The following is a 25,466-nucleotide window of genomic DNA, read 5'->3' on the forward strand; positions in this document are numbered from 1 at the left end:
TTTTTAAAACGGCGGCAATGAGTACAGCTAATTTAACACCTACTCACCATTTAGATAAAACGTATTCAGCCATGATACACGCCTTACAATTTACCCTGTGTGTACAAACAGCTGCACTTTGCAGTTGTACACAAAAATAGATAAGCTACTGCCACTTATCTATTTAGCGTTGGAGTGTGTTTTGCTAAATAAATGCTTTATTTCGTCTGTTGTTTTTTTATCTGGGTGTTTAATGCCATTACAATCTTCTTTTGCTAAGCCTACACTGTCTCTTGAACAACAATTGGGGCAAAAACTAATTCTCGATTTACGCTATTTTTGTCAGCAAGGGTCAAGCAAACAATGCAGAACACCGGTTACTACCCTACCTGATGAACTAGCAGCGGCCATTGCTAAGCATAATATTGGTGGTGTAATTTTATTTTCTGAAAACACCCAATCTATTGAGCAAACCATTACCCTTAATAGTCAATTACAAGCTGCGGCGAGTAAATCAAGTTCAAAGCTGCCGTTATTTATTTCGATAGACCAAGAAGGCGGCCGAGTAGCGCGTTTACCACGCGATGTAGCCACTTCATTTACTGGTAATATGTCTATTGGTGCAACTTATAAAAAGTATGGCACTCAATACGCAACCCAAACTGCCACTGTTATAGCTAAAGAGCTTAATTCGTTAGGTATTAATGTTAACTATGCCCCTACGGTAGATGTAAACATGAACCCCGACAATCCGGTAATTAATGTTCGCTCATTTGGTGAAAACCCAGCGCTTGTCAGTAAGCTAGGCGCAGCACAAGTGGCAGGATTTGAGAGCAACGGCGTTATTACATCGTTAAAGCATTTCCCAGGGCACGGCGATACCAACGTAGACAGCCACACAGGGTTACCACAAGTAAATCACTCCAAAGAAGACATATACCAACAAGACTTAGCTCCCTTTAAACACATAATTGCCACGCAAAACCCAGGTATGATTATGACGGCGCATATTCAATACCCACAACTCGATAATAGTACGTTTGTAAGTGTTGATAGCAAAAGCATGATAAAACCCGCCACTATGTCGCGTACTATAATTACTGACATTTTAAGAGGGGAGTTAAATTATCAAGGTGTGGTGGTAACCGACGCTTTAGATATGGCTGGCATTAGTCATTTTTTCACCCCAACCCAAGCGGTAATCAATACCTTTGCAGCAGGCGTTGACCTAGCGCTTATGCCAATAGAGATCAGAACACCGGCTGATTTAAACGCACTCGACAAACTAATGGATGAATTAGTCGCATCTGTTAATAATAAACAACTCAGTAAAGAAGAAGTGGCTCAATCGGCTGCACGTATAACCGCTTTAAAAAATAAATTTAAATTAACCACACAGCTAGACCCATTAAGCACTTTGGCTAAAGCAAAAGATATTATTGGCTCTCAAGCACATCGCAAAATAGAAGCTGAGCTTGCCGTAAATGCTATTACTGAGGTTAAAAATAACAATAATGCATTGCCTCTTAATTTAAGCAAAGGGCAACACATCCATATTATTATGCCCGATACCCGAAAATGCATGGCCATGCAGCAAGCGCTTAGCGCTATAAGTACTGCGGCGCTTAAATATAGTTGCAGTAGTTTACAAGGGTTTGACCCTGTAAAGGCGCGTAGCTTAATTAAAAATGCAGATGTTGTTATTGCAGGCAACGCTACGCCTAATCAAAGCGCTGTAGAGATTGGAGGAATGGATGATTTGAAAGACGACCCTCGCTTTGCACTCAACACCGCTGAGCAACCTAAAGCGCTGTCATCTTTATTGGATATAGCTGCATCAGTGAATAAAAAAACAATATTTATAAGTTTACGTGCCCCCTACGACATAGCGCAGTTTGGCAGCAGAGCTAATGCAGTTCTTGCTTCTTATGCGTATAATATAGATACAGATAAAAACAATGCTGTTGCAGGGCCTGCGTTTACAGCGCTTGCTAAGGTATTGTTAGGCAATGCACACGCTCATGGCGTACTGCCAGTTACCATAAAATAATAATAACAAGGGATAAAAAATGAAACTGAATTGCGATTTAGGCGAAAGCTTTGGCGCATGGAAAATGGGATTAGATGATGAGGTAATGCCTCATATTGATATGGCAAATATTGCGTGTGGTTTTCATGGTGGAGACCCAGATGTAATAGCCGATACGTTGTATTTAGCAAAGCAGCACAATGTACAAATAGGTGCGCACCCAAGTTACCCCGACCAACAAGGCTTTGGCAGGCGCTCTATGGCGCTTAGCGCGCAAGAACTGACCAATTGCTTACATTACCAAATTGCCGCCCTTGATGGCATGGCTAAAGTACAGGGCTTAACACTTAGCTATGTTAAGCCACATGGTGCTTTATATAACGACATGATGAAAAACGATCATATTTTACAAACTGTTATTACTGCCATAGCGCACTACCCTGCACCATTAAAGCTTATGCTATTAGCCACAAAAGACTCTGCAAAACACACCTTTGCCGCCAATAGTTTAAGTGTAGATCTTATTTTAGAAGCCTTTGCTGATAGGCAATATACAGACGAAGGGCATTTAGTATCTCGCCACCTTGATGGCAGCGTTCACGACAAGCCAGCACTTTTAGCACAAGTAAAACAGCTATTAACCGAGGGTTGTGTAACCACTCGCTCAGGAAACACCCTGAACTTAAATGCCAACAGTTTGTGCGTACATGGCGATAACGCAGCCGGTATTGCTCTTATTAAAGAAATTAAATCACTGTGTGCATCAGCAAGCTAACCTTGCTTTTAACTAGTTATTAAGCCTCAAGCTACAAAACGCGTGTTTGTTTCACTTTAAAAATTTTTAGCTGTAAAGGGGCTTTACAGCTTTAACCTCCATTAAGTTCAATCACGTAAAACCTAATATCACATTAAAAAAGCGCAACAACACAGCACAAGTCCCATTGCATAAGTAACACAGCGCAGTAATACATGGCGTTGCATATAAAAAATTTAACGCAGTAAGCCCGCTATTTATTTCTATAAAATAACCATGCTTTACTTAAACGGATATTAAATTATAGTTTCACCGCATCGCGCTTTTCATCCCTTTCCTACTGACATATAACTACATATACAAAAACCACAACAGGGAATACAAATGAAGACGCTTTTAGCACTTAGTTTAAGTAGCAGTTTATTACTTGGTAGTAGCCAGTTAGCTTTTGCAAAGGACAACACATTACAGCTACAAGATGTGTTTAACCTTGAATACGCCAATCAAATTGATATAACAGACGATGGTAAAACGGTGTACTTTGTACGTAACCGTATGGATATAAAAACGGACCGTAAAGTCAGTAATATTTGGTCAGTTGATTATAAAACTAAACAACTGCAACCGCTTACCTCGGGCGTGCATATGGATCACTCCCCGGTACTATCGCCAGATGGGCAACGCCTTGCATTTATATCTAACCGCGATGGCAGCAGTCAAATTTATATGAAGTGGCTTAAAACAGGTGCTGTAGCAAAAATTAGTAACCTAACCAGCAGCCCACGCGCAATTACCTGGCATCCCGACTCTCAGCAGCTTATTTTTAGTATGTTTGTACCAAGTAGCAGTGCACCACCTGTTAACTTACCTGGCAAGCCTAAAGGCGCTACATGGGCAGAACCTGCTAAATTTATAGACGATGTATACTACCGTGCCGACGGAGGCGGTTATAGCCAAAAAGGTTTTAGCCAATTATTTGCAATAGATGCAAATGGCGGCAATGCAAAGCAGCTCACACACGATGAGTTTAATAACGCCGGCGAAGTAAGCTTTAGTAAAAACGGCAACAGCCTTTATTTTTCGGCCAATCGGCATGAGCAAAATCAACTAAAGCCCACTAATAGTGAAATATACCAGCTTGATTTAAGCACCTTAAAAATTGCTGCCATTACCAATAGAAACGGCCCTGACCAACAGCCTAAAGTATCTCCCGATGGGCGTTACCTAGCCTTTACAGGGTATGATGATAAACGCACCAATTACGAAAACACGCAGCTTTATATTCGTGATTTAAAAACGGGCGATACAAAAAGCCTAACCCCTAATTTTGATAGAAGTGTGGGGCAAATTAAATGGAGTGCCAATTCAAAAGGAGTTTACTTTAGCTACGCAGACGAAGGCAAAACCGCCCTTGCCTACCAACCACGCAGTGGTAAGCGTAAAGTGCTCACCGAGCAAATAGGTAGCGTTGCGTTTGGTCGTCCTTATTCGGGCGGCGATTTTGATGTAAGCGAAGATGGCGAAATTGCTTTTACACTTGCCGATACTCAGCGCCCTGCAGATATAGCCACTATAGAACGAGGCAAAGCTCGTCGCCTCACTACACTCAATGCCGATGCGTTAGGCGATAAAGAACTTGCCAACGTAGAAGAGATTTGGCTTAAATCGAGCCACGACCAGCTGCCAATTCAAGGTTGGATTGCATACCCACCTGAGTTTGATAAATCAAAAAAATACGCACTTGTATTAGAAATTCATGGCGGCCCTGTGGCTAATTATGGCCCTCACTTTAGTACCGAGGTGCAATTGTTTGCAGCCAAAGGAAACGTGGTTTTATACATGAACCCACGAGGCAGTGACTCATACGGTAAAACGTTTGCCCAAACAATTCATCATAATTACCCAAGTAACGATTTTGACGATTTAATGACCGGCGTTGATGCGCTAATAGCGAAAGGCTTTATTGATGAGTCTAAACTATTTGTAACAGGTGGCTCTGGCGGTGGTGTATTAACCGCATGGATTGTAGGGCACACCGACAGGTTTGCAGCAGCAGTGGTGGCTAAACCCGTGATTAATTGGATCAGCTTTGTACTAACTGCCGACTTTTATCCATTTTTTGCCGATTACTGGTTCCCAGGTAAACCTTGGGATCATATTGAGCACTACATGAAACGCTCACCTATTAGCTATGTAGGTAACGTAACAACGCCCACTATGCTTTTAACAGGGGAGGCAGATTACCGTACCCCTATTTCTGAAACCGAGCAGTTTTATCAAGCCCTTAAGTTGCAAGGTGTTGATACCGCCATGGTGCGTATTCCTAATGCATCACACGGTATTACGGCGCGCCCTTCTAATTTAATGACCAAGGTAGCCTACATTCAATGGTGGTTTGATAAACACTCAAACAAAAAATAAGTTCCGTGTTTAGGTTTAAAAATAGCCACACCTAAGTGGCTATTTTTTTTGTAATTACCAACGCTTAGGTTAATTAATGCCAAACTGTAAACCCCCTTTACAGTTTTGAGCTTATCCATATCGGACTTAGGTGTTTTTCAGTTAGTAAAATTTCGGTTTATTGTAATTTTAATCGTTTGAGTTGGTAAAAAATCGGTTTGAGCCACTGTTTATAAGCACTCAGTTAGTAAAAAATTGTTTTATAAAGGCACCAGGTTAGTAAAATTTCGGTTTATTATTTTACTTATACTTAGTAAAACAGCTAAAAACAGCCTTTTAATAGGGGGATTTTGCACTTTAAAGCGGCTTTACAGTAAAAAAGCAGCCATATAGCTGTACTTAATATCTACCTAGTTAAATTGTGATCCAAACTAAATTTAGCCGAGTCCGATTTATATTAATACAATAAAAAAAGGGCCTTACGGCCCTTGAGTAACACTATCTAGAAAAGTTAAAACTGGTTCATGGTGTTATCTTCACCACCGGCTTTAAGTGCGTTTTCACCAGAGAAGTACTCTTTGTGCGTATCGCCAATATTAGACCCTGCTAAATCTTGGTGCTTAACTGAGGCTTGCTCGCGGCGAATTTCTTGGCGTTGTACATCACGTACATAAGCAAGCATGCCCATATCACCAAAGTAACCTTCTGATAAAATATCGGTGCTTAGTGCAGCCGTATGGTATGTAGGCAGTGTAATTAAGTGATGGAAAATACCCGCTTCACGTGCACCATCGCGCTGGAAGTTTTGTACTAATACATCCGCTTCAGCAGCAAGCTCTGTATCGTCCATTTCTGGCGCCATTAGGCCTTTATTATCACCTAGGCTTGGGTAAGCGCTCAAATCGCGACCCGCTTCTTGCCACTCTTGGTACACTTGCTCACGGAACTTAAGCGTCCAGTTAAATGACGGTGAATTGTTATAAACAAGCTTAGCATCAGGTACTTGCTCTTTAACGCGGTTAACTAGCTCTGCAATTTGTTTAACATGTGGTTTTTCGGTTTCAATCCACAATAAGTCAGCGCCCGATTGTAAGCTTGTTACACAATCTAGTACTACGCGGTCTTTTTCAGTGCCTTCGCGGAATTGGTATAAACCGTTTTCTAAACGCGTTGGCTTACATAATTGGCCATTAATTTTCATTGCCGTATCGCCTTCGTTTAAATCATCTACACCGTTAATAGGTGTGGTTTCTAAAAACGCGTTGTACTGGCTAGCTAAGTCTCCTGGCGTTTGAGACACAGGCACTTTTTGCGTAAGGCTTGCACCTAATGAGTCGGTACGCGCAACAATAATACCGTTATCAATACCGAGTTCTAAAAACGCGTAACGTACAGCATTAATTTTTGCTAAAAAATCTTCGTGCGGTACAGTTACTTTACCTGCTTGGTGACCACATTGTTTAGCGTCAGACACTTGGTTTTCTATTTGAATGGCACACGCACCTGCTTCAATCATCTTTTTAGCAAGTAGGTAGGTTGCTTCTTCGTTACCAAAACCAGCATCAATATCGGCAATAATAGGCACTACATGCGTCTCAAAATTATCAATTTTATCAAGCACCGCTTGTACATCGCCGCCATTGGCTTTCGCTTCGTCTAGATCATTAAATAAGTGGTCTAGTTCACGGGCATCGGCTTGTTTTAAAAATGTATAAATCTCTTCAATAAGCGCAGGCACTGAGGTTTTTTCGTGCATGCTTTGATCCGGTAACGGGCCAAATGCAGAGCGAAGTGCAGCAACCATCCAACCACTTAAGTAAACATAACTGCGCTTAGTTGTTTTTTGATGACGCTTTATTGCCATCATCATTTGTTGCGCAGTAAAACCATGCCAACAACCTAAAGATTGTGTGTATTGGCTGGTGTCTTTATCGTAAGCGGCCATATCTTCACGCATTACATCTGCGGTGTATTGTGCAATTTCAATCCCCGTACGAAAACGGTTTTGTAAACGCATGCGGCTTGCATATTCAGGGTTAATGGCTTTCCATGCGCTACCTTGAGATTGGCAAAGTGTTGCTAGAGTATCGGTTTCACGTGTGTATGTTGTCATAATAAAATCCTTCGAACGGGTCTATAAATTATTTAAATTATTGTGAGAGTGGCTAGGAGTGTGTGCTCCGTATCGCTTAATTCAACATTAGGCTTATTTTTTAGATTTAGTAAATTTATAGTTGTTATTACCGCTATATTTTTTGTGAATGACTAAAAAGCACGCACTGAGCCTTTTTTGCGTTATTGTTGCTTTAACGCACACAACAACACCGCGACCGTTTAAGGAAGGTAAATATGGCACACACTCTCACACACTCAGGGCTAAGCGTAGATACACAGCTGGCCAACTTTGTAAAAACACAGCTACTCCCAGGCACTCATTTATCTGAGCAGCAATTTTGGCAAAGCTTTGCAAACATAGTACAAACGCTTACCCCGAAAAATAACGCTCTTTTAGCTAAGCGCGAGCAGCTACAACAACAAATAGATGACTACCATAAAACAAATAAAACCTGGGATAGCGCGCAGTACCAAGCGTTTTTAACAGACATTGGCTACCTAGTACCAGAGCCTGCAGACTTTGCCATTGAAACGCAAAATGTAGAGCCCGAAATAGCACTCAGCGCAGGCCCTCAGCTTGTTGTGCCTGTTAGCAACGCACGGTTTGCGCTTAATGCGGCTAACGCGCGCTGGGGTTCGTTATACGATGCGCTATACGGCACCGACGTATTAAGTGAAGACGACGGCGCTGAAAAAGGCGCTACGTATAATCCGGTTCGTGGTTTTAAAGTAATGGCGTATGCGCGCCAATTTTTAGATAAAGCCCTGCCCCTTAAAAATGGCTCACACATAGAAAGCACCAACTACTCAATTGTTGAAGGCGCCTTGTCGATCACCCTAAGAGACAGCTCGCATACTCAATTAAAAAACCCTGAGCAACTTATTGGCTACCAAGGCGAGGCGCAAAACCCAAGTGCTATTTTATTAAAAAACAATGGCCTGCATGTAGAGCTGCAAATAGACCATCACCACCCTATTGGCCAAGCCGACAAAGCAGGATTAAAAGATGTTTTGCTTGAAGCTGCACTAACAACCATTATGGATTGCGAAGACTCTGTTGCCGCAGTAGATGCCGAGGATAAAGTACAAGTTTACAAAAACTGGCTGGGTTTAATGCAAGGTAACTTGGTTGAATCGTTTAAAAAAGGCGATAAAACCATAGAGCGTACTTTACAAAGCGATAGACAATATACAGCCCTTGATGGCAGTAGCCTTACGCTTAAAGGCCGAAGCATGATGTTTGTCCGTAATGTAGGCCACTTAATGACAAACCCTGCTATTACTGACATTTACGGCCAACCCGTATTTGAGGGCATTATGGATGCGATGTTTAGCGCAACCGCAGCCCTGCACGATTTAAATAAAAAAACAGGCATTAAAAACACCAGTGCGCAAAGCATCAATATTGTAAAACCCAAAATGCATGGCCCTGAAGAAGTTGCTTTTACAAATACGCTTTTTAGCATGGTAGAAGAAGCGCTTAGCTTGCCAAAAAATACCCTAAAAATGGGGATTATGGATGAAGAGCGCCGTACTTCAGTCAATTTAAAAGCCTGTATACACGCAGCAAAAGCGCGCGCGGTGTTTATAAATACTGGCTTTTTAGACCGCACGGGCGATGAAATTCATACCTCTATGCACGCAGGGGTCGCTTTGCCAAAGGCCGCTATTAAAGCTCAGCCGTGGATCAAAGCATACGAAGACCGTAACGTTGATACAGGCCTTGCCTGCGGCCTAAGCGGTAAAGCACAAATAGGTAAAGGTATGTGGCCTATGCCAGATAAAATGGCACTTATGATGGAGCAAAAGCTTGCTCATGTACAATCTGGCGCTAATACCGCGTGGGTGCCCTCGCCTACCGCAGCCACTTTGCACGCTATGCATTATCACGATGTAGATGTATTTACCGAGCAAAAAGAAATTGCCAAACGAGGTATGGCAAGCCTTACTGATTTACTTACACCGCCTTTAATGGCTCAGCCGCAAACGCTCAGTAAAGAAGATATTCAAAGTGAGCTTGAGAACAATGCACAAGGCATTTTAGGCTACGTAGTACGCTGGATAGACCAAGGTATTGGCTGCTCAAAAGTGCCTGATATTAACCACATAGGCTTAATGGAAGACAGAGCAACCTTGCGTATTTCAAGTCAACATATGGCAAACTGGCTACAGCATGGGGTGTGTACTCAACAACAAATAGAGTCGATTATGGCTAAAATGGCTAAAGTGGTTGATGGCCAAAATGAGCACGACAGCGCGTACGAGCCAATGGCACAAAGCGAAGAGTCACTTAAAAATAGTATTGCTTATCAAGCCGCTTTAGCACTTGTATTAGAAGGTGCTAAGCAGCCAAGTGGCTACACCGAGCCCTTATTACACAGTTACCGCTTAAAATATAAAGCAAAACACCATAACCTAGCTGAATAGCTAACATTAGTTTAACAGCAAAAAAGCGCGTTTTGCCTACACAAAACGCGCTTTTTGTTTATTAGGGCGTGTTGATCTTTGCAGATTGAAATTTGTTCAACCTAGGCAGAACCCAAAAGGGCAGCGTATGTTTGGCATTTATGCTACGTTATCGCCTATTTATGGGGAATAACCACACTTCATAGGCTCTGCCTTGCCTAAAAACCAAACATACTGCTGCAAATTCAAGCGCCAAAGGTCAACACGCCCTAGTGCCGTTATTTATTTAGTGCTCACTGTACCTAGCGCTAAATTAATTTTTAATTATTGCATTGTGATACACGTTTTGAACGTCATCACAGTCTTCAAGCATGTTGATGAACTTGTCAAAATTAGCAATAACTTCTTCATCTTCAATTTCTACATGCACTTGCGGAACAAACGTAATTTCATCTACTTCAAAGTTAATCCCTTCAAAGTTTTCCTCAAGCGCTGTTTTCGCTTTATAGTACTCAGTATGGGGTGCAAATACCGACACTTTACCATTTTCAACTTCAACGTCGGTTACATCAACGTCAGCCATCATTAGTGCTTCAAGGATCACTTCGTCATCGTCACCGGCAAAACCAAGTACAGCAAGATGATCAAACATATGTGCAACACAGCCCGGTGTACCAATTTTTGAATCTGTTTTGGTAAACGGTAAACGTACGTCTTTAATTGTACGGTTTGGGTTGTCGGTTAAGCAATCAACAATAACCATGCAGTTACCTGGGCCATAGCCTTCGTAACGTGCGGGAGAATAATCTTCCCCTGCCCCACCGGCTGCTTTTTCAATTGCTTTTTCTATTACGTGAGCAGGAACCTGGTCTTTTTTTGCTTTTTCTATTAGACGACGCAGTGATTGATTGACATCGGGGTCTGGTTCGCCATTTTTAGCGGCAACATAAATTTCTTTACCGTACTTTGAGTTAACTTTAGTTTTTGCGTTGGCTGTTTTAGCCATCGAGCTCTTACGGACTTCAAATGCTCTGCCCATCTTGTGCCTCTAATCAATACGTTAATTTTGCAATATTTTACCAATTCGAACCCTATTGGGCTAGGGTCTGTTGAACTTTACAAACTGAATTTAAAACAACCTATTTGCTAAATAAATACAGCTGCTCCTATGCAAATAACACTGGAGTAATTACGCAACAATAAAAGTTAAGCGCTATTTAACATAACTCTACTTTTTGTGAGTAACTTTCGACTAAAGTAACTAATTCGGTAAATTCACGTAAAACGTAATCAGCTTGGTCGGCATAAATAGGCACCGCGTTTGGCGCGTACAAACAAGCGCGCATATTTGCATTATGTGCTGCTTGAATGTCGTATAAAAAATCCCCTACGTATAACAAGTTGCTGGCGTTTATATTCCAAAGCGTGGCAATTGCATTTAAGGCACTGGGATCGGGTTTGGCTGGGGCATCGCTACGGGTTAATACCGTTTCGATAGGTAGCGGGTTATTTTGCAGCTTTATTGCTGCCGCTTTATCAAAATTGCGGGTAACAATAGCCATAGGAATATTTTTAACTTTAAGGGCGTTAACGGCTTCGGTTACGCCTGGCAATATAGTGGCAAACTGAGCGTCTTGCAGCTCGTGCTGATGCACTATATTCATCGCTTCTTCACGCATGTAGGGCGATGGAAGCTGGGCAATATAATCAAGTAGGTCTTGCTCGCATGGGCAACCTATTTGTGCTTTTATAAGAGAGAAATCTAACTCAGACGATACTAACGTGCCATCTAAATCAAATATAACTCCTTGAATAGCCTCTACTTGAGCTTTCATATCATTCCTTGAATGGGGTAAAAATCAATACAACATGTGTACACATAATGACTCTACTTCATGAGAATAATTTAGCAAATGTTTATCAAACAAATTATTAGAAAAGTATTCACTTATCTATTACTTAGCCTTATAAACACCAATTAATTACTAAAATTCTACGAACAGCTAGTAATAACAGATCAAAAATGAACACAGCATAAACAAAAGGAGAATACGCGCACATAAACTGCAGTGCGCGTAGGTTGGGGAAGTACTTATTGCTCGAACTTAGCCTCGAGCCAGGTATCGTTTTGGGTAAAGTGAAGGGTTTTAATCTTGCCTTTACCTTCTACGTTTACCATATTTACTTGAGAAGGCCATAAGTCACGCAGTGCGCCGTTACTCATTTTTATGCCTTCAATCCCTTTTGGGATAGGAGCTTCTTGATACACCCAAAAAAACTTTCCATCAATTTGCGCACCGACTTGGCTAAGCGTTAATGGCTTACCCTTTAAGGTTTGCAGCGCAACATGCGACTCAACATACTCTACAAAACGTTGTTGGTCGGCCTTGTTGCTAATGATATCGGCTTTTCCATTAAATAAATGCGCTACAGCATGCTCAGTATCATGTAAATAAAAGCGATGCATAAGCTCAATATTGTTAGTGCGTTTATTAAAAAGCACCGTAGTAACCGATGACTTTAGTTGATGCGCCATACTTGGCGCAGCAACTAAAAGGCAAACAATAATAAGCAAAAAGCGCATTATTGTTGCTCCTCACCATCTTTTTTCTCGTCTTTTTTAAGCTCAGTTTTAATGTCTTGCATAATATCTCGACTTACTTTCGCTTTACTCTTTTTCTTTTTATACACTTCAATACGTGAAGGAATAATACGACGAGGGTAGTTGTTGTTCTCAACATCTACATCAGCTGTTTCCCAGCGAGGGTCAACGCTTACCGATACCAATGGCTTATTTTTATCTGTAACAATAAGCTTTTGTACATTTTTGTGATTACGGCGCCAAATTTCAGCCGGAATGTAACGCTCTTCGGTTGTGCCATCTTCATAAGTTAGCTCTAATAAAATAGGCATTACCAAGCCACCTAGATTTGAAAACTCCATAACATAGTAGTTTTTATCTTCTTCAAGCGCGCGATCTAGCGTTTTACGCTCCCACGGCTCTAAGCCTTTTAAAAACTTGTTGTACGCGTTTCGTTCTTTATTGGTAACAGTAAAGCGGTCGTTTTCGTCGTAAAAGTCGGTAATATCTGGATTTTTTTCAACCCAAGTTTGCTTACCTTCTTCACGGTTGCGCTTAACAAATAGTGATGTTGGTTTGTCTGCTTCTATATCGCGTAAGCGTTTAAAGTCAATATCAGGGTTTTTAGTATCTAAACGTAATTGATACACTTTATCTAACGAGATATCTACATGGTCGGTGCTGTAAAACCAGCCGCGCCAAAACCAATCTAAATCAACACCCGAGGCTTCTTCCATGGTACGGAAAAAATCTGCTGGAGTAGGGCGCTTGTATTTCCAGCGCTGTGCGTACTCTTTAAACGCAAAGTCGAATAAGTCACGGCCTAAAATAACTTCACGTAAAATATTAAGTGCCGCAGCTGGTTTAGTATAAGCATTAGGACCTAAACGAAGTACGCTGTCTGACTGCGTCATAATAGGTACTTGGTTTTGCGATTTCATGTAGCTCACAATATCGCGCGGCTCAACACCCCACGGTATAGTTGGGTCCCATTCACGCCCTGCAACGCCATCTAAAAAGCTATTTAAACCTTCATCCATCCAGGTCCATTGGCGCTCATCAGAGTTTACAATCATAGGGAAGTAAATATGGCCAACTTCATGAATAACCACGCCAATTAAAAAGCGTTTTTCAGCTTGAGAATAAGTGCGCGAGCCATCATCTTGCAGCTCTGTACGTGGGCCATTAAAAGTGATCATTGGGTATTCCATACCACCTACAGGGCCATTTACCGATTGCGCTACAGGGTATGGGTAATCAAATGAATAGCGAGAGTACACTTCCATTGTATGTACTACAGATTCAGTTGAATACTTTTTCCATAAATCGCCACCTTCTTTAGGGTAAAACGACATAGCCATCACTAAAGGTTGTTCATCGCCACCTTGCTGGTAGCCCTTTGCATCCCACATAAATTTACGCGACGACGCCCACGCAAAGTCACGCACATTTTCTGCTTTAAAGTGCCACGTTTTTGTTTTATCGGTACCTTGTTTTTCGTTTTCTAACGCTTCTTCTTCAGTAACAATAAATACAGGGCGCTTTGCTGTTTCAGCTTTTTCTAAGCGGTTACGCTGCGTGCGTGTAAGCACTTTGCTTGCGTTATCTAACTTACCTGTTGCCGATACAATATGATCAGCAGGTACAGTAATTTCTACATCGTAATCACCAAACTCAAGCGTAAACTCACCACGGCCTAAAAACGGCTTGTTTGTCCATGCTTCGTAATCGGTGTAAGCAGCTAAACGCGGAAACCACTGCGCAAGTAAAAATATATCGTTGCCATCTTCTTCAAAGTGCTCGTAACCAGAACGTGCACCTACGGCATCTTCTTCAACAATGTTAAAAGCAAAGTTCATACTAAACTCAGCTTCTTTGCCTGGTTTTAATGGCTCGTTTAAATCTATACGCATTAGCGTATCAACAACAGTAACGCGCAGTTCATCGCCATTGTCATCTTTTACATTGCTAATTGTATAGCCTAACTCGTTGTCGCTCATAAATTGTTGACGACGTAGCTCTCCTAAACTTAATTTAGCCGGCTTTTGTGCAGGTAAACTATTTAGCGTGCTTTTAAACGTTTTTGTGGTTTCGGCAATTGAGTCGCTTTTAAAAATATTTTGATCTAACTGTAACCACAAATATTTAAGTGTATGCGGCGAGTTATTTTTATACTCAATGCTTTGGCTTGCTGTTAAGCGGCGCTTTTTTTCATCAAGCTTTACATCTATGTCGTAATTAACACGTTGCTGCCAGTATTTTTCGCCAGGCTCACCGGCGGCACTACGATAAACATTTGGGGTAGGAAGCGCTTCGTCTAACTGGCGAAACTTATCAACGAATGAGCCTTTAGTTTGCTCAACGGATGACGCTAACACAGCGCCCGACATTGCCAAAGGCAACACAAACGCGCTTAGCGTAAGAACTGTTTTTTTCATTATGAGTCCTAGTGGAATTTTGTGAGCGTACTTTGACAAAGTTACTATTTTTGTTCAATTAATTAGCGACCAACCGCCCATTAAACACGGTAATATTCACGTTGTTTTAACATGGTTTTTGAATCAGTAAATTAAGCCACTTTTAAAACTGTAAAGGGGTTTACACTTTACAGCTAGTTGATGTGTATTAATTAAGGTACAAACACAGTATTCATAAGGGTTCAGGCCTAATTCATGCCATTAGCTTAGGATTAAATTAAGGTGCAAAAATATGTTGTTTAAATTGAGCTTAAATTTATAGCGTTAGCAGTGTTTACACGGTTTTAATGCGCTCAGGTTCAATACAAATTAAGCAGCATATTTAAACTAAAGGAGCCCGATATGAAATTTTACATTGTAAAAAAAGATCATCAGCTCGAAGCTATCCCTGCTGATAAAGACTTACTAGAGCGCTACGAATCAAACCAATATTCGTATGTTAACGTGGTGTCGGCATGCAATAAGCAAGATGCACTAAAACGCCTATCTACTGAACAAAAACACAGTAAAAAGTGGCTAATAATTGGCGCAAATATTGCCGTGATCTCACTAATATTAACTATTTATACGATAAATTAAAAATAGTGAAATTTTAGGTTGATATTTAGTGCATTTTATATTTAAAATCGCCCACTTTTTTTATTTGAGCATAATAAAATCGTTACAATTATTCTCAAATATGTACTTATTACCAGTAAGCAATGTGGTGGGTGTATGGATTTTTATATCCTAAAAAAACAACAAGAGCTAATAGCCATTCCAGCAAATCAGCAAAGTTGTAAGCAGTATCTAGACTCAGGTTATTTTTATATTGATAAAGTAGCCGCCTGTAACGAAACGAATGCCATAAAAGCATTGCAAGCAAAGCAAACTAAAAGTTTAAAAATGCCGCTAGGTATGGCTTTGTTAGCGCTTCCTGTCATTATTATTGCTATATATAGTTTTACCTAAACTAAAGCCCTCCCGAGGCTTGCATCTTTACTTGCCTTGGGTATATTGGCGCTCTTATGGTTTTTTAAGAGCGCGATATGAAAGTTCTCCACACCTCAGATTGGCACCTAGGCCAACAATTTTATGAACATGACCGCCGTGATGAGCACGCTGCATTTTTTACTTGGCTACTTAGCACCCTAGTAGAGCAACACATAGATATACTTTTAGTTGCAGGCGACATTTATCATACAGCCACACCCAGTGCCAGCGCCGAAAACCAACTTTACCAATTTATAAAAGATGCTAAAAAGCGTTGCCCGCAATTGCATGTTGTTATTATTGCCGGCAACCACGACTCAGCAAATCGTATATTAGCGGCGCAGCCCTTACTTGCTCAGTTTGACACCCATGTAGTGGGGCGCTTTGAAGTAACCGACCCAGTCAATACCGTGATTGAAATAAATACGCAAAATAAACGCGCTGTAATCGTCGCTATGCCTTTTTTACGTACCAGCGATATAAGTTCACTTAGCCATACTAAAAACGGCCCTAGTTACGCACAAGGCGTTGACAAAGCCTATCAGCTTGCACTTGATCACGCCTATAGCATTAACGCGCAAAATTCGCCGTTAATTGTAATGGGGCACTTACATGCCAAAGGCGGTGATATTTCAAGTGACTCAGAACGTAATTTAGTGATTGGTGGGGAGGAGTCTATTTCGGCCAGTGTATTTGGTAACAAGGCAGACTACGTAGCATTGGGGCATTTACACAAAGCACAGCAAGTCGCTAAAAAAGACGTTATTCGTTACAGCGGTACGCCCATTCCTATGTCGTTTTCAGAGCGTAAGTACACGCACCAAGTTAATATAGTAGAATTTAAAAGTGATGAAAAACAAACTATTAGCACATCTGTAAACCCCCTTTACATTCCACGCTCTGCTGAAGTGATTATTTTACCAAAAGGGGAGTGCGTGCCATTGAGCGAGTTATGCGAGCAAATTAAAGCGCTCGATACATCACAACATACTATTGCCCCTTATTTACGCGTAAAACTTAAATCAAGTGATACCGACACCACCTTTAGAGAACAAATAGAGCAGGCACTTGAGGGTAAACACGTAAAATTTTGCGGCATTGAGCGGGTTCGAGAACAAACCACAACAAGTGATAACAGCGCCGTATTTAAAGATTTAAGCGAAATTGAAATGCTCAACCCATTAAACTTATTAGAACAAGCCTTTGCAAACGACAAAGATATGGCCGGCCAAGCTGTACCAGATGAGCTAAAAACACTGTTAAACGATGTAATAAGTGAGCTGACGGAGCAAGAGCAACTATGAAAATAACCGCAGTTCGTATTCATAATTTAGCCTCAATAGTCGATGCCGAAATCGACTTTACTCAAGCTCCACTAAAAGATGCGGGCTTGTTTGCTATAACCGGCGACACAGGCGCAGGTAAAAGCACCTTTTTAGATGCTATTTGTTTAGCGCTTTATACTAAAACAGCACGCTTAAAAGGCGATAAAGGCAACTTAATTGATTTTAACGGCGACAGCATAAAGCTAAACGATGCGCGTAACTTACTGCGCAGAGGCAAATGGGAAGGCTTTGCTGAAGTTGATTTTGTTGGCCAAGACAAACAATTATACCGCGCACGCTACGTTATTACCCGCACCCACAAAAAAGCAACAGGCAAGTTAAAAGTAGCTGAGCATACGTTACTAACCTTGCCCGATGAAACCCTAATAGCCGATAAAAGCCAAACCATAAAAGACGTTGAAAGCAAGATAGGACTTAACTTTGAGCAGTTTTCCCGCGCGGTATTGTTAGCACAGCACGAGTTTGCAGCCTTTTTAAAAGCCACAGGCGATGAACGCGCACAACTTTTAGAGTGTTTAACCGGCACCGATAAATTTAGCTTAATAGGTAAACGTATTTTTGAGCGTAATAAAGCGCTAAAAGATCAATATGAATTACTTAATGCAAGCCTTGCAAGCTACACCTTGTTAAGCGATGACGAATTAAGTGCTAAACAAACCCAGCGCGATGAGTTACTTAAAAAAATTGAGCAAACTAAAAAAACGCATGCAGCAACAGAGCAAGACTTAAATTGGTATAAGCAAGCAGCTAGCTTATCGCAGGCACTAGAACACGCAGTAGAGCAGCAACAACACGCGCAACAACAGCTTGACGCAATAGCAAAGCAAAGTGAGCAAGCTAAACAAGCACAAAGCGCCCTTGAAATAAAAGACAACCGCAAACGTCATGAGTACTTAACGGCGCAAAACAAAGCACTTAGTACGCAAATAAGCGATTTAAAAGCGATTGACCATGCTGCGCTTATAAAAGAGCAGGCCGCAACACTTACAACAAAGCAAAGCGAGTTAAAAACAGCGCAAGAGCAAAAGCAAACGGCAGAGCCAATTATTGCAAAAGCCCGCGAGCTCGACAGCCAACTTGCTATACACGCACAAACTATTACAAACCTGACTCAGCAAAGCGAAAAAGAGCAGCAGCAACTTAGCGAATTACAAACGCAGTATACGCAAAGCCAACATGCACTTGATGAGGCAAACAAACTCAGCACTGGGCATCAAACGTGGCTAAACGAGCACACGCAGCTTAAACCATTGGCTAATGATTGGAATTATTACCAACATAGCTTTAATACGTATTTAAGTGCCAATGAGCAAATAAAGGCAACCGCTTCGCAAAACCAACAGCTGTTAGAAGAGCAAACTAAACAAGCGGCGCTGTTAGCAGAGCAAACTAAAAAAGTAGAGCTGCAAGAGCAACAACTTGCGCATCAACAAAAAGATCTTAACCAGCTAAGTGAGCAACAACGCCAATTTAATATTGAACAATGCGATAGCAAACTTAAAAATATTGAATATTTAAAAGATCAGCGCTTGCGCTACCAGCAGTTTAATCAAGAAATAAAACACAGCACACAACAACAAGCGGCGGTTGCGGCCAAGCTTGTACACAGTGAGCAAACGCAAACAACATTGCAACAAAGCTTAGCCTCGTGCGAGCAAGCACTTAAACACAATGAATACGCATTAAACCAAGCTCGCCTGCGTGCCAGCGAAAACGTAGAGCATTTACGCACGCAGCTTACCCCTAACGAGCCATGTGTAGTGTGCGGGGCAAAAGAGCACCCGTATGCAAGCAGCCAAAACCCGCAATTAAATAACCTAATAGCCGATTTTGAAACAAGTTATAACCTAGCTAAGCAGCAACACGATAGCGCCCAAGCTAAGCTGCATCAGCACCAAACTCAACATGCTGTACTTGTCACTGAGCACGCTCAATACAGCCAAGCTATACAGAGCGCACAGGCAAAGCAGCTAGAAATTAAAACAACAATGCAAGGGGCACGTACAGAGCTTAACGACTTAACAGCACAGCAGCTTGATGAAACATACGCCCAGCTCAGCAGTCAAAAGTCGCACTATTTTGAATCGCAAAAACAGCAAACAGCCCTGCAAGAAAAAGTAAATCAGCTAATAAATAACTTAAAAGCCGAGCAACATACACAGCAGCAATTGCATAATCAGCATGTTGAATTAACCAATAAGCTTGGCCAAATAAACACTAAACATGCAGAGTTAAATACGCAAGTTAACGAGCTTACCAGCACCCTTAATGCACAGTTTGAGCACAGTGACTTTTGGCAGCAATTGCAAAACAACACGCTAAATATGAGCGATTTAAGCCAGCAGGTTGAGCAGTTCCAGCAAACACAAGTTCAGCTTGAACAAAGTCAAAAACAAATAGACAGCGCTAATCAGCAATTACAGCAACTCACACCGTTAATAGCTAAAAGCGAGCAAGCGCTTAAAGTTTTAAACGACGATTTAGCCAAAGCGCAACAACTGCAAAACACCACGCGCACAGAGCGCCTTGCTTTATTTAACAACGAGCCACTAAGTGCTGATGATTACCAAGCAAAACTTAATACGCAGCTTGAGCAATGCCAAAAGGCATTACATACAAGCCAACAAGCCCACGACAGCGCAATTAAAAAACGCGATGAGCACGCTATAACACTCAAAAACATTGAGCAGCGCTTGGCAGAGCAAATTCAAGAGCAAAGTACACTTGAAGAGCGCTACAATGCCTGGTTTAACGACTTTAAAGCGCAATATAGCGAGGTAAATCACGAACAGATCGCTATTTTACTAACTCTGACTAGTGAGCAAATAAAAGAGCAATTAATGCAGTTTGAGCAGCGTTTAGCAGCACTTACAGACGCAAATGCAGCGCTTAAGCAACAGCAAAAGGCGCAAACAGATCACCAAAATACTAACAAGCCCGAAAAAAGCGAAAGCCAATTAGCAGAACAAGAAACGTCCTTAGCTAATGAACAAACTGAGCTACAAAATAGTTTGCTTGGCACTAATACCGCGCTTGAGCAACACAATCAAAACGCCAAAGCACTTAAAGGCAAACACGCTGAACTTGCTACCCTTAAAAAGCAGGTAGAGCAGTGGCACGTGCTTAATAAAGTATTAGGGGATGCAACCGGTAAAACCATGCGTAATTTAGCGCAAACACAAACCCTTAAAATATTGCTGCATTATGCTAACAGCCATTTAAAAACCCTCAATAAACGCTACGAGCTCACTGCCATTGCGCAATCGCTCGATATAGCCATTATTGACCGCGATATGGCCGACGAACAACGCTCTGTTAATACGCTCTCTGGTGGTGAATCTTTTTTAGTATCACTAGCACTGGCATTAGGGCTTGCATCGCTTTCTTCAAACAAAGTGCAAATCAACTCTTTGTTTATTGACGAAGGGTTTGGTACGTTAGATAGCGAAACACTCAGCGTTGCTATGGACGCACTCGACTCATTACAAGCACAAGGCCGTAAAGTAGGGGTTATATCGCATGTGAGTGAAATGAGTGAACGCGTAGCCACGCAAGTACATGTAAGTAAAAAAAGTGGTGGATACTCCACTGTTGAAGTCTTATAAAGGAGTTAAAAAATGCCAACATTCACAGGCGAGCAAGCAACGCATTACAACGACCGCATTACCCGTTTAGTCCCTGGTTATGAGCTATTGCACCAACTTACTAATGCTCAACTTAAAGCAACCCTCAAAGATAACGCACATATTTTAGTCGTGGGCGCAGGCACAGGCAAAGAAATACTCGCCCTTGCCGCGCTTAACCCTACTTGGCAATTTACCGCGCAAGATACCTCAAGTGATATGCTCGCAATTGCTAAACAAGCATTTGAAGAGCACGGCATAGCAAAGCGCGTTAATGTTATTGAAGGCGAGCTTGATAAGCTATCTACTAAGGCCGATGCGGCCCTATGCTTACTCGTAATGCACTTTTTAAAAGACGACGGCAGCAAAAAGCAGCTATTAAAAAATATTAAAGCTAATTTAAATAAAGGCGCAAACTTATTTATTAGCGATTTAATGAAACCCGAAACCGACTTTGAGCGCGAAGCACAAATTACTGTGTGTGCCGATTTAGGCTTAAGTGATGCAGGGCAAGCCTACACAGCTCAAAACTTAGACAGTGAATTTTACCCACTTGATAGAATGCGCTTTAGCGAGTTACTTAATGAATGCAAATACGGTATTCCTAAGCTTTATTTTAAAGCGCTTGGTTTTAGCGGATACGTTGTTTAACTTATCTTGAAGGATGCGGCCTGCACCATTTAACCGTATGTTTATGGCGCGGTATGGTTTTACATTCTTTATTAGAATCGGCACCTGGCTCGCTAACATATTGCGAGCTTGGTGCTACACTGGCACAGCCTGCGGCCAATAATATCGCAAATACGGATATTAATTTTTTCATTTCATCACCTATTAAAATCTGTATTTAAGCGCTTTGCAGTTACTGTTAATGCAGAGCGCTTATTTGTTTAATTTGCCACGTCACTCACCAATATGGCGGGTAGTTATGCATCTACAAAAATAACTTCGCCAGTAATAAAGCCATCAACCGAGCGCTCAAACGCTTTACCTACAAGCTTGCTTGGTACGGGTTGAAAACCTGGCATCATTTCGCCATATACGTCCCACGCTTCTTCAAGCACAGTAGGGTTAACCACATTAATACGCGTGCCACGTGGCATTTCCAGTGATACGCATTTTGCAAATGTATCAATTGCGCCGCTTGTTGTTGCATCGGCAATCGCAAAAGGAATCGGTTTAACGTTTAAAATACCGCTAATTAGCGTAAATGAGCCGCCATCAGCAATGTACTTTTGACCAATACGTACAAGGTTAATTTGCCCCATCATTTTGCTCATAATGGTCGTCATCCACTGCTCTTCGCTCATATCAGCAAAGGTTTCGTATTCGCATAAACCCACTGTATTTACTAGGGCATCAAAGTGGCCTACTTTTTCGTACAAAGCGGTAATTGACGCTTCACTCGTAATATCAACAATATGATCTACATCGCCCGAGCGACCCGCTGTAATTACTTTATGCTTAGATAAACCGGTCAATGCCGCTTGACCCATTTTGCCCAGTGCACCGATTAAAATTACTGTTTTCATTGTTTGCTCCAATCATTCAATTTAGTGTGTAGGGGCATAATAAGGGGGTAGCTCGACAATTAGAAACAACCACTTCATGTAAGTGATACAAAAATAAATGGTAATGTGATACGTTAATAATGCTAAAACAACAAAGGCATTGGCATGAGTAAGTTAGACAGGCTAGATATAAAGCAGCTGCGTATTTTCCAGGCGCTCATTCGCGAAAAAAACGCATCAAAAGCGGCGAGTAAATTAGGCTTAACCCAACAAGCTGTGAGTGAGCAACTCAAAAAGCTGCGTGATGTATTTAGCGACCAGCTGTTTTTAAGAAAAACCACCGGCTTTGTGCCAACGCCTTATGCAGAAGAGTTATCGGTAGATATAGACAAGCTGCTAAACGATTTTCAGGCATTATTAGCGCCTAAAATATTTGACCCAAAAACAGTTGATGGTGCGTTTGTAATAGCCGCTACCGACTACGCACAGCAAGTTGTTTTGCCAGCGCTTGTAAAAGAGTTAAGAGAGCAAGCGCCTAATTTAAAATTAATAATAAGAGACTTTGAACTCGACAGCCTGCACGATTTAATGGAAAACGGTAAAGTTGATTTAGCCATTGCCTTCCCCGACTACATCCCAAGTACTTACCCCATTATTAAGTTATTTGAAGAGCAACATATTTGCGTTACTTCAGCTAACTCATCAATAGCAGGCACAAAACCAACCCTTGCACAAATAGCCAGTTACCCAAGCATTATAGCCTCACCTTCGCGCCTAAATTTTAAAGGCTCTATTGACGATTGGTTTAAAAGCTTTGATTTAACGCGCAATGTTGTTGTATCGGCACCGTGTTTTTCAATTGTGCCTATGTACCTAGAAACCACCGACTCCATCGCGTTTTTACCCTCACGCGCGGTAAGCTCCGAACTGGTAAAGATAGAGCTACAGCAGCTGCCAGCCCCGTTTGATGTAATAGCTGCGTGGCATCCACGCTACAATAAAAACCCACTGCATAAATGGGTAGTGTCAAAGTTAGTGGTTGAGTAATTTGGATATATTAATTCTGATCAAACGCTTAAGACAAGCTCATCCTAAAACGTAGGTCGGTTAAGCGAAGCGCCACCCGATGCGCTAATATCCACATCACCTAACATGTTGCTGTGCCCGCAAACTCAAGAAATCTCACCAAGTGCTTTCATCGCGGCCTGAGCTTTATCGGTTTGTATAAAAATATGGTCGTGATAAAACGCAGCTACTACGTTAGCGCTAATATTATGCTCGGTTAATTTGGCCGATACCGCAGCGGTTAACCCAACAGCCTCAAGGCTTGAATGCACATTAAGGGTAATTAAATTATATTTAGCTTCATAAGTAATACCGGCTTTATTGGCGGTATCTGCATTTAAAATAAGGGTTAGGCCTTCTTCTTCAACGTAACTGGCAAGCGGGTTTAAATGAACGTAGTCGGCAAGGCTGCCTGCTAAACAGCAAAATATATATTCACCTTGTTTAAGCTCAGGGTTCATTGATTTTAATAATGTATTTAGCTCTAAAATTCCCGCCATGTTGAGTCCTTACATTTTCAATTAGATGTTTTAAGCTTGGCAACTAGCTCGCTTAATCGGGCTATTTTAATATTACTTAACTGCCGGTAATCAAAGAACGGGCACACGATAATGTTATTCGTTGTATCAATTGCAAACTCATCGTCTAACCAATTAAATTGCGCATTAATCTTACCTTGCTGTAATAAGTTTTTAGCATGGGTTCGCCCAGCAATAATATGCAGTTGGTTTTTATTTATGCCGTTAATGATGGGCGCACTAAATAACAGCGCTGTTTTACTGTTTTTTTGCAGTAAAAATGTATCGCGATATGCTTGCCAGCTAGCGGCTTGTTTAGCAAAACTGTAATGCTCACTCGGTAGCGCAAACAAAACTTTAGCGTATACGTTAAACACTTTACGCCAGCCATTACCACAGTGCTGGTTTATGGTATTTATTTGCTCGTTTATTACAGGCTCAACACTTTGTAGGGTTTCAAAGTAGGGCATAGGCGGCGCTTTTGCCACATAAACGGCTACGCTAAAGGCTTGCTCACCTAAGCCAATTAGTTGCTCACTCACACTAGCTCGCCTTTTTCTGCGCTAAAATACGGTCGAGGTTATTGGCAAAGTTTTGGCGGTCGGTTTGGCTAAGCGGTGGTGGCCCGCCACTCATTTCTACGCCGCTTGAGCGCATGGTATCCATAAAGTCGCGCACGTTTAATAACGAGCGAATATTCTCTGGCGTGTAAAGCTCACCACGCGGGTTAAGTGCTTGGCCACCGTTATCTATAACTTCACTGGCAAGCGGTATGTCGCCAGTAATAACTAAATCGCCTTTTTCTACGCGTTTTACTATTTCGTCATCGGCCACATCAAACCCGCTCGAAACCTGTACGCGGCTTATAAATTTTGAAGGCGGAATGCGCATTGCATGGTTAGCTACTAAAATGGTTGGTGTTTGCGTGCGCTCAGCGGCTCTAAAAAGTATTTCTTTTATTACCACAGGGCATGCGTCGGCATCTACCCATATTTTCATGCTTAAATCTTTTAATTGCTCTAGTATTTAGCTGATCCTATAGCAATTTATTTTAATCGGCTAGCAAACTTTATTGGCTTAGAGCCGTACCAACAACATCACTTTTAAAAAGGAGCTTTCATGAAGGCCATTACGACTATTTTACTCATTACAGGGTTATTTTTACTCACCGCCTGTACTAGTGCACCTGAGGGCATTACTCCGGTTAAAAACTTTGACTTAGAGCAGTACAAAGGTAAGTGGTACGAAATTGCCCGCCTTGATCACTCATTCGAAGAGGGTATGGAGCAAGTAACCGCGACTTACACCGTAAATGACGATGGCACAGTAAAAGTGCTCAACAAAGGTTTTATAACTAAAGAGCAAAAGTGGGATGAAGCACAGGGCTTAGCTAAATTTGTAGAAGGTACTGACACAGGCCATTTTAAAGTCTCGTTTTTTGGCCCATTTTATGGTGCTTACGTTATTTTTGAATTAGACCAAGACGACTACCAATATGCGTTTATTACAAGTTATAACCGCGACTTTTTATGGTTTTTATCGCGTACACCGACCGTTAGTGACAAACTTAAACAACATTTTATAGCTAAAGCCAACAAACTAGGCTTTGCTACAGAGCAAATTATTTGGGTTAAACAATAGGTTATTTAGCTATGTAAAGGGGCTTTACAGTTGTTGAGCAAATGATTGT

At 41.5% G+C, this 25,466-nt stretch carries 21 protein-coding genes; 11 read left to right on the top strand and 10 right to left on the bottom strand.

The genetic code is table 11. The features are described 5' to 3' along the window. The first annotated feature begins 232 nt into the window (after nucleotides 1-232). The 3 genes from PSH41_RS05060 (at nucleotide 233) to PSH41_RS05070 (ending at nucleotide 5,183) form a co-directional block, all read left to right on the top strand. Nucleotides 233-2,029 (top strand): glycoside hydrolase family 3 protein, encoded by a 1,797-nt coding sequence (locus PSH41_RS05060; RefSeq protein ID WP_273588584.1) that lies wholly within the window; start codon nucleotides 233-235, stop codon nucleotides 2,027-2,029. Between the two features lie 19 nt (nucleotides 2,030-2,048). Continuing rightward, nucleotides 2,049-2,783, top strand: coding sequence for a 5-oxoprolinase subunit PxpA (locus PSH41_RS05065; protein WP_273588583.1), 735 nt, complete (start codon nucleotides 2,049-2,051; stop codon nucleotides 2,781-2,783). Nucleotides 2,784-3,146: 363 nt separating this feature from the next. Then, entirely contained in the window at nucleotides 3,147-5,183 is a 2,037-nt protein-coding gene (locus tag PSH41_RS05070) for a S9 family peptidase (protein WP_273588582.1), read from the top strand. A gap of 490 nt (nucleotides 5,184-5,673) precedes the next feature. On the opposite strand, the gene PSH41_RS05075 is transcribed toward PSH41_RS05070, so the two are convergent. Continuing rightward, nucleotides 5,674-7,275: an isocitrate lyase gene (locus PSH41_RS05075; RefSeq protein ID WP_004587182.1), complete on the bottom strand. Its 1,602-nt coding sequence runs from the start codon at nucleotides 7,273-7,275 to the stop codon at nucleotides 5,674-5,676. A gap of 236 nt (nucleotides 7,276-7,511) precedes the next feature. On the opposite strand from PSH41_RS05075, the gene PSH41_RS05080 reads away from it, so the two are divergent. Then, on the top strand, nucleotides 7,512-9,704 hold the full coding sequence (locus PSH41_RS05080) for a malate synthase G (RefSeq protein WP_273588581.1): 2,193 nt from the start codon (nucleotides 7,512-7,514) through the stop codon (nucleotides 9,702-9,704). A gap of 292 nt (nucleotides 9,705-9,996) precedes the next feature. Here the strand turns inward: PSH41_RS05080 and PSH41_RS05085 are convergent, their stop codons facing one another. The 4 genes from PSH41_RS05085 to PSH41_RS05100 all read right to left on the bottom strand — a co-directional run bounded on the left by PSH41_RS05085 (nucleotide 9,997) and on the right by PSH41_RS05100 (nucleotide 14,702). Beyond that, nucleotides 9,997-10,722 (bottom strand): YebC/PmpR family DNA-binding transcriptional regulator, encoded by a 726-nt coding sequence (locus PSH41_RS05085; protein WP_121638623.1) that lies wholly within the window; start codon nucleotides 10,720-10,722, stop codon nucleotides 9,997-9,999. 178 nt (nucleotides 10,723-10,900) lie between these two features. Beyond that, nucleotides 10,901-11,518, bottom strand: coding sequence for an HAD family hydrolase (locus PSH41_RS05090; protein WP_004588262.1), 618 nt, complete (start codon nucleotides 11,516-11,518; stop codon nucleotides 10,901-10,903). Between the two features lie 257 nt (nucleotides 11,519-11,775). Then, entirely contained in the window at nucleotides 11,776-12,267 is a 492-nt protein-coding gene (locus PSH41_RS05095) for a DUF6702 family protein (RefSeq protein ID WP_004588263.1), read from the bottom strand. After that, a complete protein-coding gene (locus tag PSH41_RS05100) occupies nucleotides 12,267-14,702 on the bottom strand; it encodes a M1 family metallopeptidase (RefSeq protein ID WP_273588580.1) in 2,436 nt (811 codons plus the stop codon). Before PSH41_RS05100 ends, PSH41_RS05095 begins: the two co-directional genes overlap by 1 nt. 381 nt (nucleotides 14,703-15,083) lie before the next feature. Here PSH41_RS05100 and PSH41_RS05105 point away from each other — a divergent pair, with 381 nt between their 5' ends. The 5 genes from PSH41_RS05105 to PSH41_RS05125 all read left to right on the top strand — a co-directional run bounded on the left by PSH41_RS05105 (nucleotide 15,084) and on the right by PSH41_RS05125 (nucleotide 21,333). Beyond that, the gene (locus PSH41_RS05105; RefSeq protein ID WP_004588265.1) at nucleotides 15,084-15,320 is read left to right on the top strand and encodes a hypothetical protein; all 237 of its coding nucleotides are present in this window, start codon (nucleotides 15,084-15,086) and stop codon (nucleotides 15,318-15,320) included. A 135-nt stretch (nucleotides 15,321-15,455) separates the two neighbouring features. Next, nucleotides 15,456-15,692, top strand: coding sequence for a hypothetical protein (locus PSH41_RS05110; protein ID WP_004588266.1), 237 nt, complete (start codon nucleotides 15,456-15,458; stop codon nucleotides 15,690-15,692). A 77-nt stretch (nucleotides 15,693-15,769) separates the two neighbouring features. Continuing rightward, nucleotides 15,770-17,017 (top strand): exonuclease SbcCD subunit D, encoded by a 1,248-nt coding sequence (locus PSH41_RS05115; protein ID WP_273588579.1) that lies wholly within the window; start codon nucleotides 15,770-15,772, stop codon nucleotides 17,015-17,017. Beyond that, a complete protein-coding gene (locus PSH41_RS05120) occupies nucleotides 17,014-20,664 on the top strand; it encodes an SbcC/MukB-like Walker B domain-containing protein (protein WP_273588578.1) in 3,651 nt (1,216 codons plus the stop codon). The genes PSH41_RS05115 and PSH41_RS05120 overlap by 4 nt, the downstream gene beginning before the upstream one ends. 12 nt (nucleotides 20,665-20,676) lie before the next feature. Then, nucleotides 20,677-21,333, top strand: a complete 657-nt coding sequence (locus PSH41_RS05125; RefSeq protein WP_024033000.1) for a class I SAM-dependent methyltransferase — start codon at nucleotides 20,677-20,679, stop codon at nucleotides 21,331-21,333. Between the two features lies 1 nt (nucleotide 21,334). Here PSH41_RS05125 and PSH41_RS05130 read toward each other — a convergent pair whose 3' ends face one another. Both PSH41_RS05130 and PSH41_RS05135 read right to left on the bottom strand, forming a co-directional pair. Further along, nucleotides 21,335-21,505, bottom strand: a complete 171-nt coding sequence (locus PSH41_RS05130) for a hypothetical protein (protein WP_273588577.1) — start codon at nucleotides 21,503-21,505, stop codon at nucleotides 21,335-21,337. Between the two features lie 103 nt (nucleotides 21,506-21,608). After that, nucleotides 21,609-22,214 carry a short chain dehydrogenase gene (locus PSH41_RS05135; RefSeq protein WP_054982054.1) on the bottom strand — a complete coding sequence of 202 codons (606 nt, stop codon included), beginning with the start codon at nucleotides 22,212-22,214 and terminating at the stop codon, nucleotides 21,609-21,611. 144 nt (nucleotides 22,215-22,358) lie between these two features. Here PSH41_RS05135 and PSH41_RS05140 point away from each other — a divergent pair, with 144 nt between their 5' ends. Further along, the gene (locus PSH41_RS05140; RefSeq protein WP_273588576.1) at nucleotides 22,359-23,240 is read left to right on the top strand and encodes a LysR family transcriptional regulator; all 882 of its coding nucleotides are present in this window, start codon (nucleotides 22,359-22,361) and stop codon (nucleotides 23,238-23,240) included. Nucleotides 23,241-23,365: 125 nt separating this feature from the next. Here PSH41_RS05140 and PSH41_RS05145 read toward each other — a convergent pair whose 3' ends face one another. The 3 genes from PSH41_RS05145 to PSH41_RS05155 are packed head-to-tail and all read right to left on the bottom strand — an operon-like array spanning nucleotide 23,366 to nucleotide 24,775. Then, on the bottom strand, nucleotides 23,366-23,758 hold the full coding sequence (locus tag PSH41_RS05145; protein WP_273588575.1) for an ACT domain-containing protein: 393 nt from the start codon (nucleotides 23,756-23,758) through the stop codon (nucleotides 23,366-23,368). Between the two features lie 17 nt (nucleotides 23,759-23,775). Further along, nucleotides 23,776-24,318: a DUF6942 family protein gene (locus tag PSH41_RS05150; RefSeq protein ID WP_273588574.1), complete on the bottom strand. Its 543-nt coding sequence runs from the start codon at nucleotides 24,316-24,318 to the stop codon at nucleotides 23,776-23,778. 1 nt (nucleotide 24,319) lies between these two features. After that, complete coding sequence (locus PSH41_RS05155; RefSeq protein ID WP_004588273.1) at nucleotides 24,320-24,775, bottom strand: YaiI/YqxD family protein; 456 nt, start codon at nucleotides 24,773-24,775, stop codon at nucleotides 24,320-24,322. Between the two features lie 120 nt (nucleotides 24,776-24,895). Between PSH41_RS05155 and PSH41_RS05160 the strand changes: the two genes are divergently transcribed. Further along, a complete protein-coding gene (locus tag PSH41_RS05160; RefSeq protein WP_004588274.1) occupies nucleotides 24,896-25,417 on the top strand; it encodes a lipocalin family protein in 522 nt (173 codons plus the stop codon). Nucleotides 25,418-25,466 lie beyond the last annotated feature (49 nt).

Origin of the sequence: Pseudoalteromonas sp. CST2 (assembly GCF_028599385.1) — a bacterium.
In the GTDB taxonomy this organism is placed as follows: domain Bacteria; phylum Pseudomonadota; class Gammaproteobacteria; order Enterobacterales; family Alteromonadaceae; genus Pseudoalteromonas; species Pseudoalteromonas atlantica.

Coding starts and splice junctions, on each gene's coding strand:
- PSH41_RS05060 (WP_273588584.1), top strand. CDS start 233: ATGCCATTACAATCTTCTTTTGCTAAGCCTACACTGTCTCTTGAACAA.
- PSH41_RS05065 (WP_273588583.1), top strand. CDS start 2,049: ATGAAACTGAATTGCGATTTAGGCGAAAGCTTTGGCGCATGGAAAATG.
- PSH41_RS05070 (WP_273588582.1), top strand. CDS start 3,147: ATGAAGACGCTTTTAGCACTTAGTTTAAGTAGCAGTTTATTACTTGGT.
- PSH41_RS05075 (WP_004587182.1), bottom strand. CDS start 7,275: ATGACAACATACACACGTGAAACCGATACTCTAGCAACACTTTGCCAA.
- PSH41_RS05080 (WP_273588581.1), top strand. CDS start 7,512: ATGGCACACACTCTCACACACTCAGGGCTAAGCGTAGATACACAGCTG.
- PSH41_RS05085 (WP_121638623.1), bottom strand. CDS start 10,722: ATGGGCAGAGCATTTGAAGTCCGTAAGAGCTCGATGGCTAAAACAGCC.
- PSH41_RS05090 (WP_004588262.1), bottom strand. CDS start 11,518: ATGAAAGCTCAAGTAGAGGCTATTCAAGGAGTTATATTTGATTTAGAT.
- PSH41_RS05095 (WP_004588263.1), bottom strand. CDS start 12,267: ATGCGCTTTTTGCTTATTATTGTTTGCCTTTTAGTTGCTGCGCCAAGT.
- PSH41_RS05100 (WP_273588580.1), bottom strand. CDS start 14,702: ATGAAAAAAACAGTTCTTACGCTAAGCGCGTTTGTGTTGCCTTTGGCA.
- PSH41_RS05105 (WP_004588265.1), top strand. CDS start 15,084: ATGAAATTTTACATTGTAAAAAAAGATCATCAGCTCGAAGCTATCCCT.
- PSH41_RS05110 (WP_004588266.1), top strand. CDS start 15,456: ATGGATTTTTATATCCTAAAAAAACAACAAGAGCTAATAGCCATTCCA.
- PSH41_RS05115 (WP_273588579.1), top strand. CDS start 15,770: ATGAAAGTTCTCCACACCTCAGATTGGCACCTAGGCCAACAATTTTAT.
- PSH41_RS05120 (WP_273588578.1), top strand. CDS start 17,014: ATGAAAATAACCGCAGTTCGTATTCATAATTTAGCCTCAATAGTCGAT.
- PSH41_RS05125 (WP_024033000.1), top strand. CDS start 20,677: ATGCCAACATTCACAGGCGAGCAAGCAACGCATTACAACGACCGCATT.
- PSH41_RS05130 (WP_273588577.1), bottom strand. CDS start 21,505: ATGAAAAAATTAATATCCGTATTTGCGATATTATTGGCCGCAGGCTGT.
- PSH41_RS05135 (WP_054982054.1), bottom strand. CDS start 22,214: ATGAAAACAGTAATTTTAATCGGTGCACTGGGCAAAATGGGTCAAGCG.
- PSH41_RS05140 (WP_273588576.1), top strand. CDS start 22,359: ATGAGTAAGTTAGACAGGCTAGATATAAAGCAGCTGCGTATTTTCCAG.
- PSH41_RS05145 (WP_273588575.1), bottom strand. CDS start 23,758: ATGGCGGGAATTTTAGAGCTAAATACATTATTAAAATCAATGAACCCT.
- PSH41_RS05155 (WP_004588273.1), bottom strand. CDS start 24,775: ATGAAAATATGGGTAGATGCCGACGCATGCCCTGTGGTAATAAAAGAA.
- PSH41_RS05160 (WP_004588274.1), top strand. CDS start 24,896: ATGAAGGCCATTACGACTATTTTACTCATTACAGGGTTATTTTTACTC.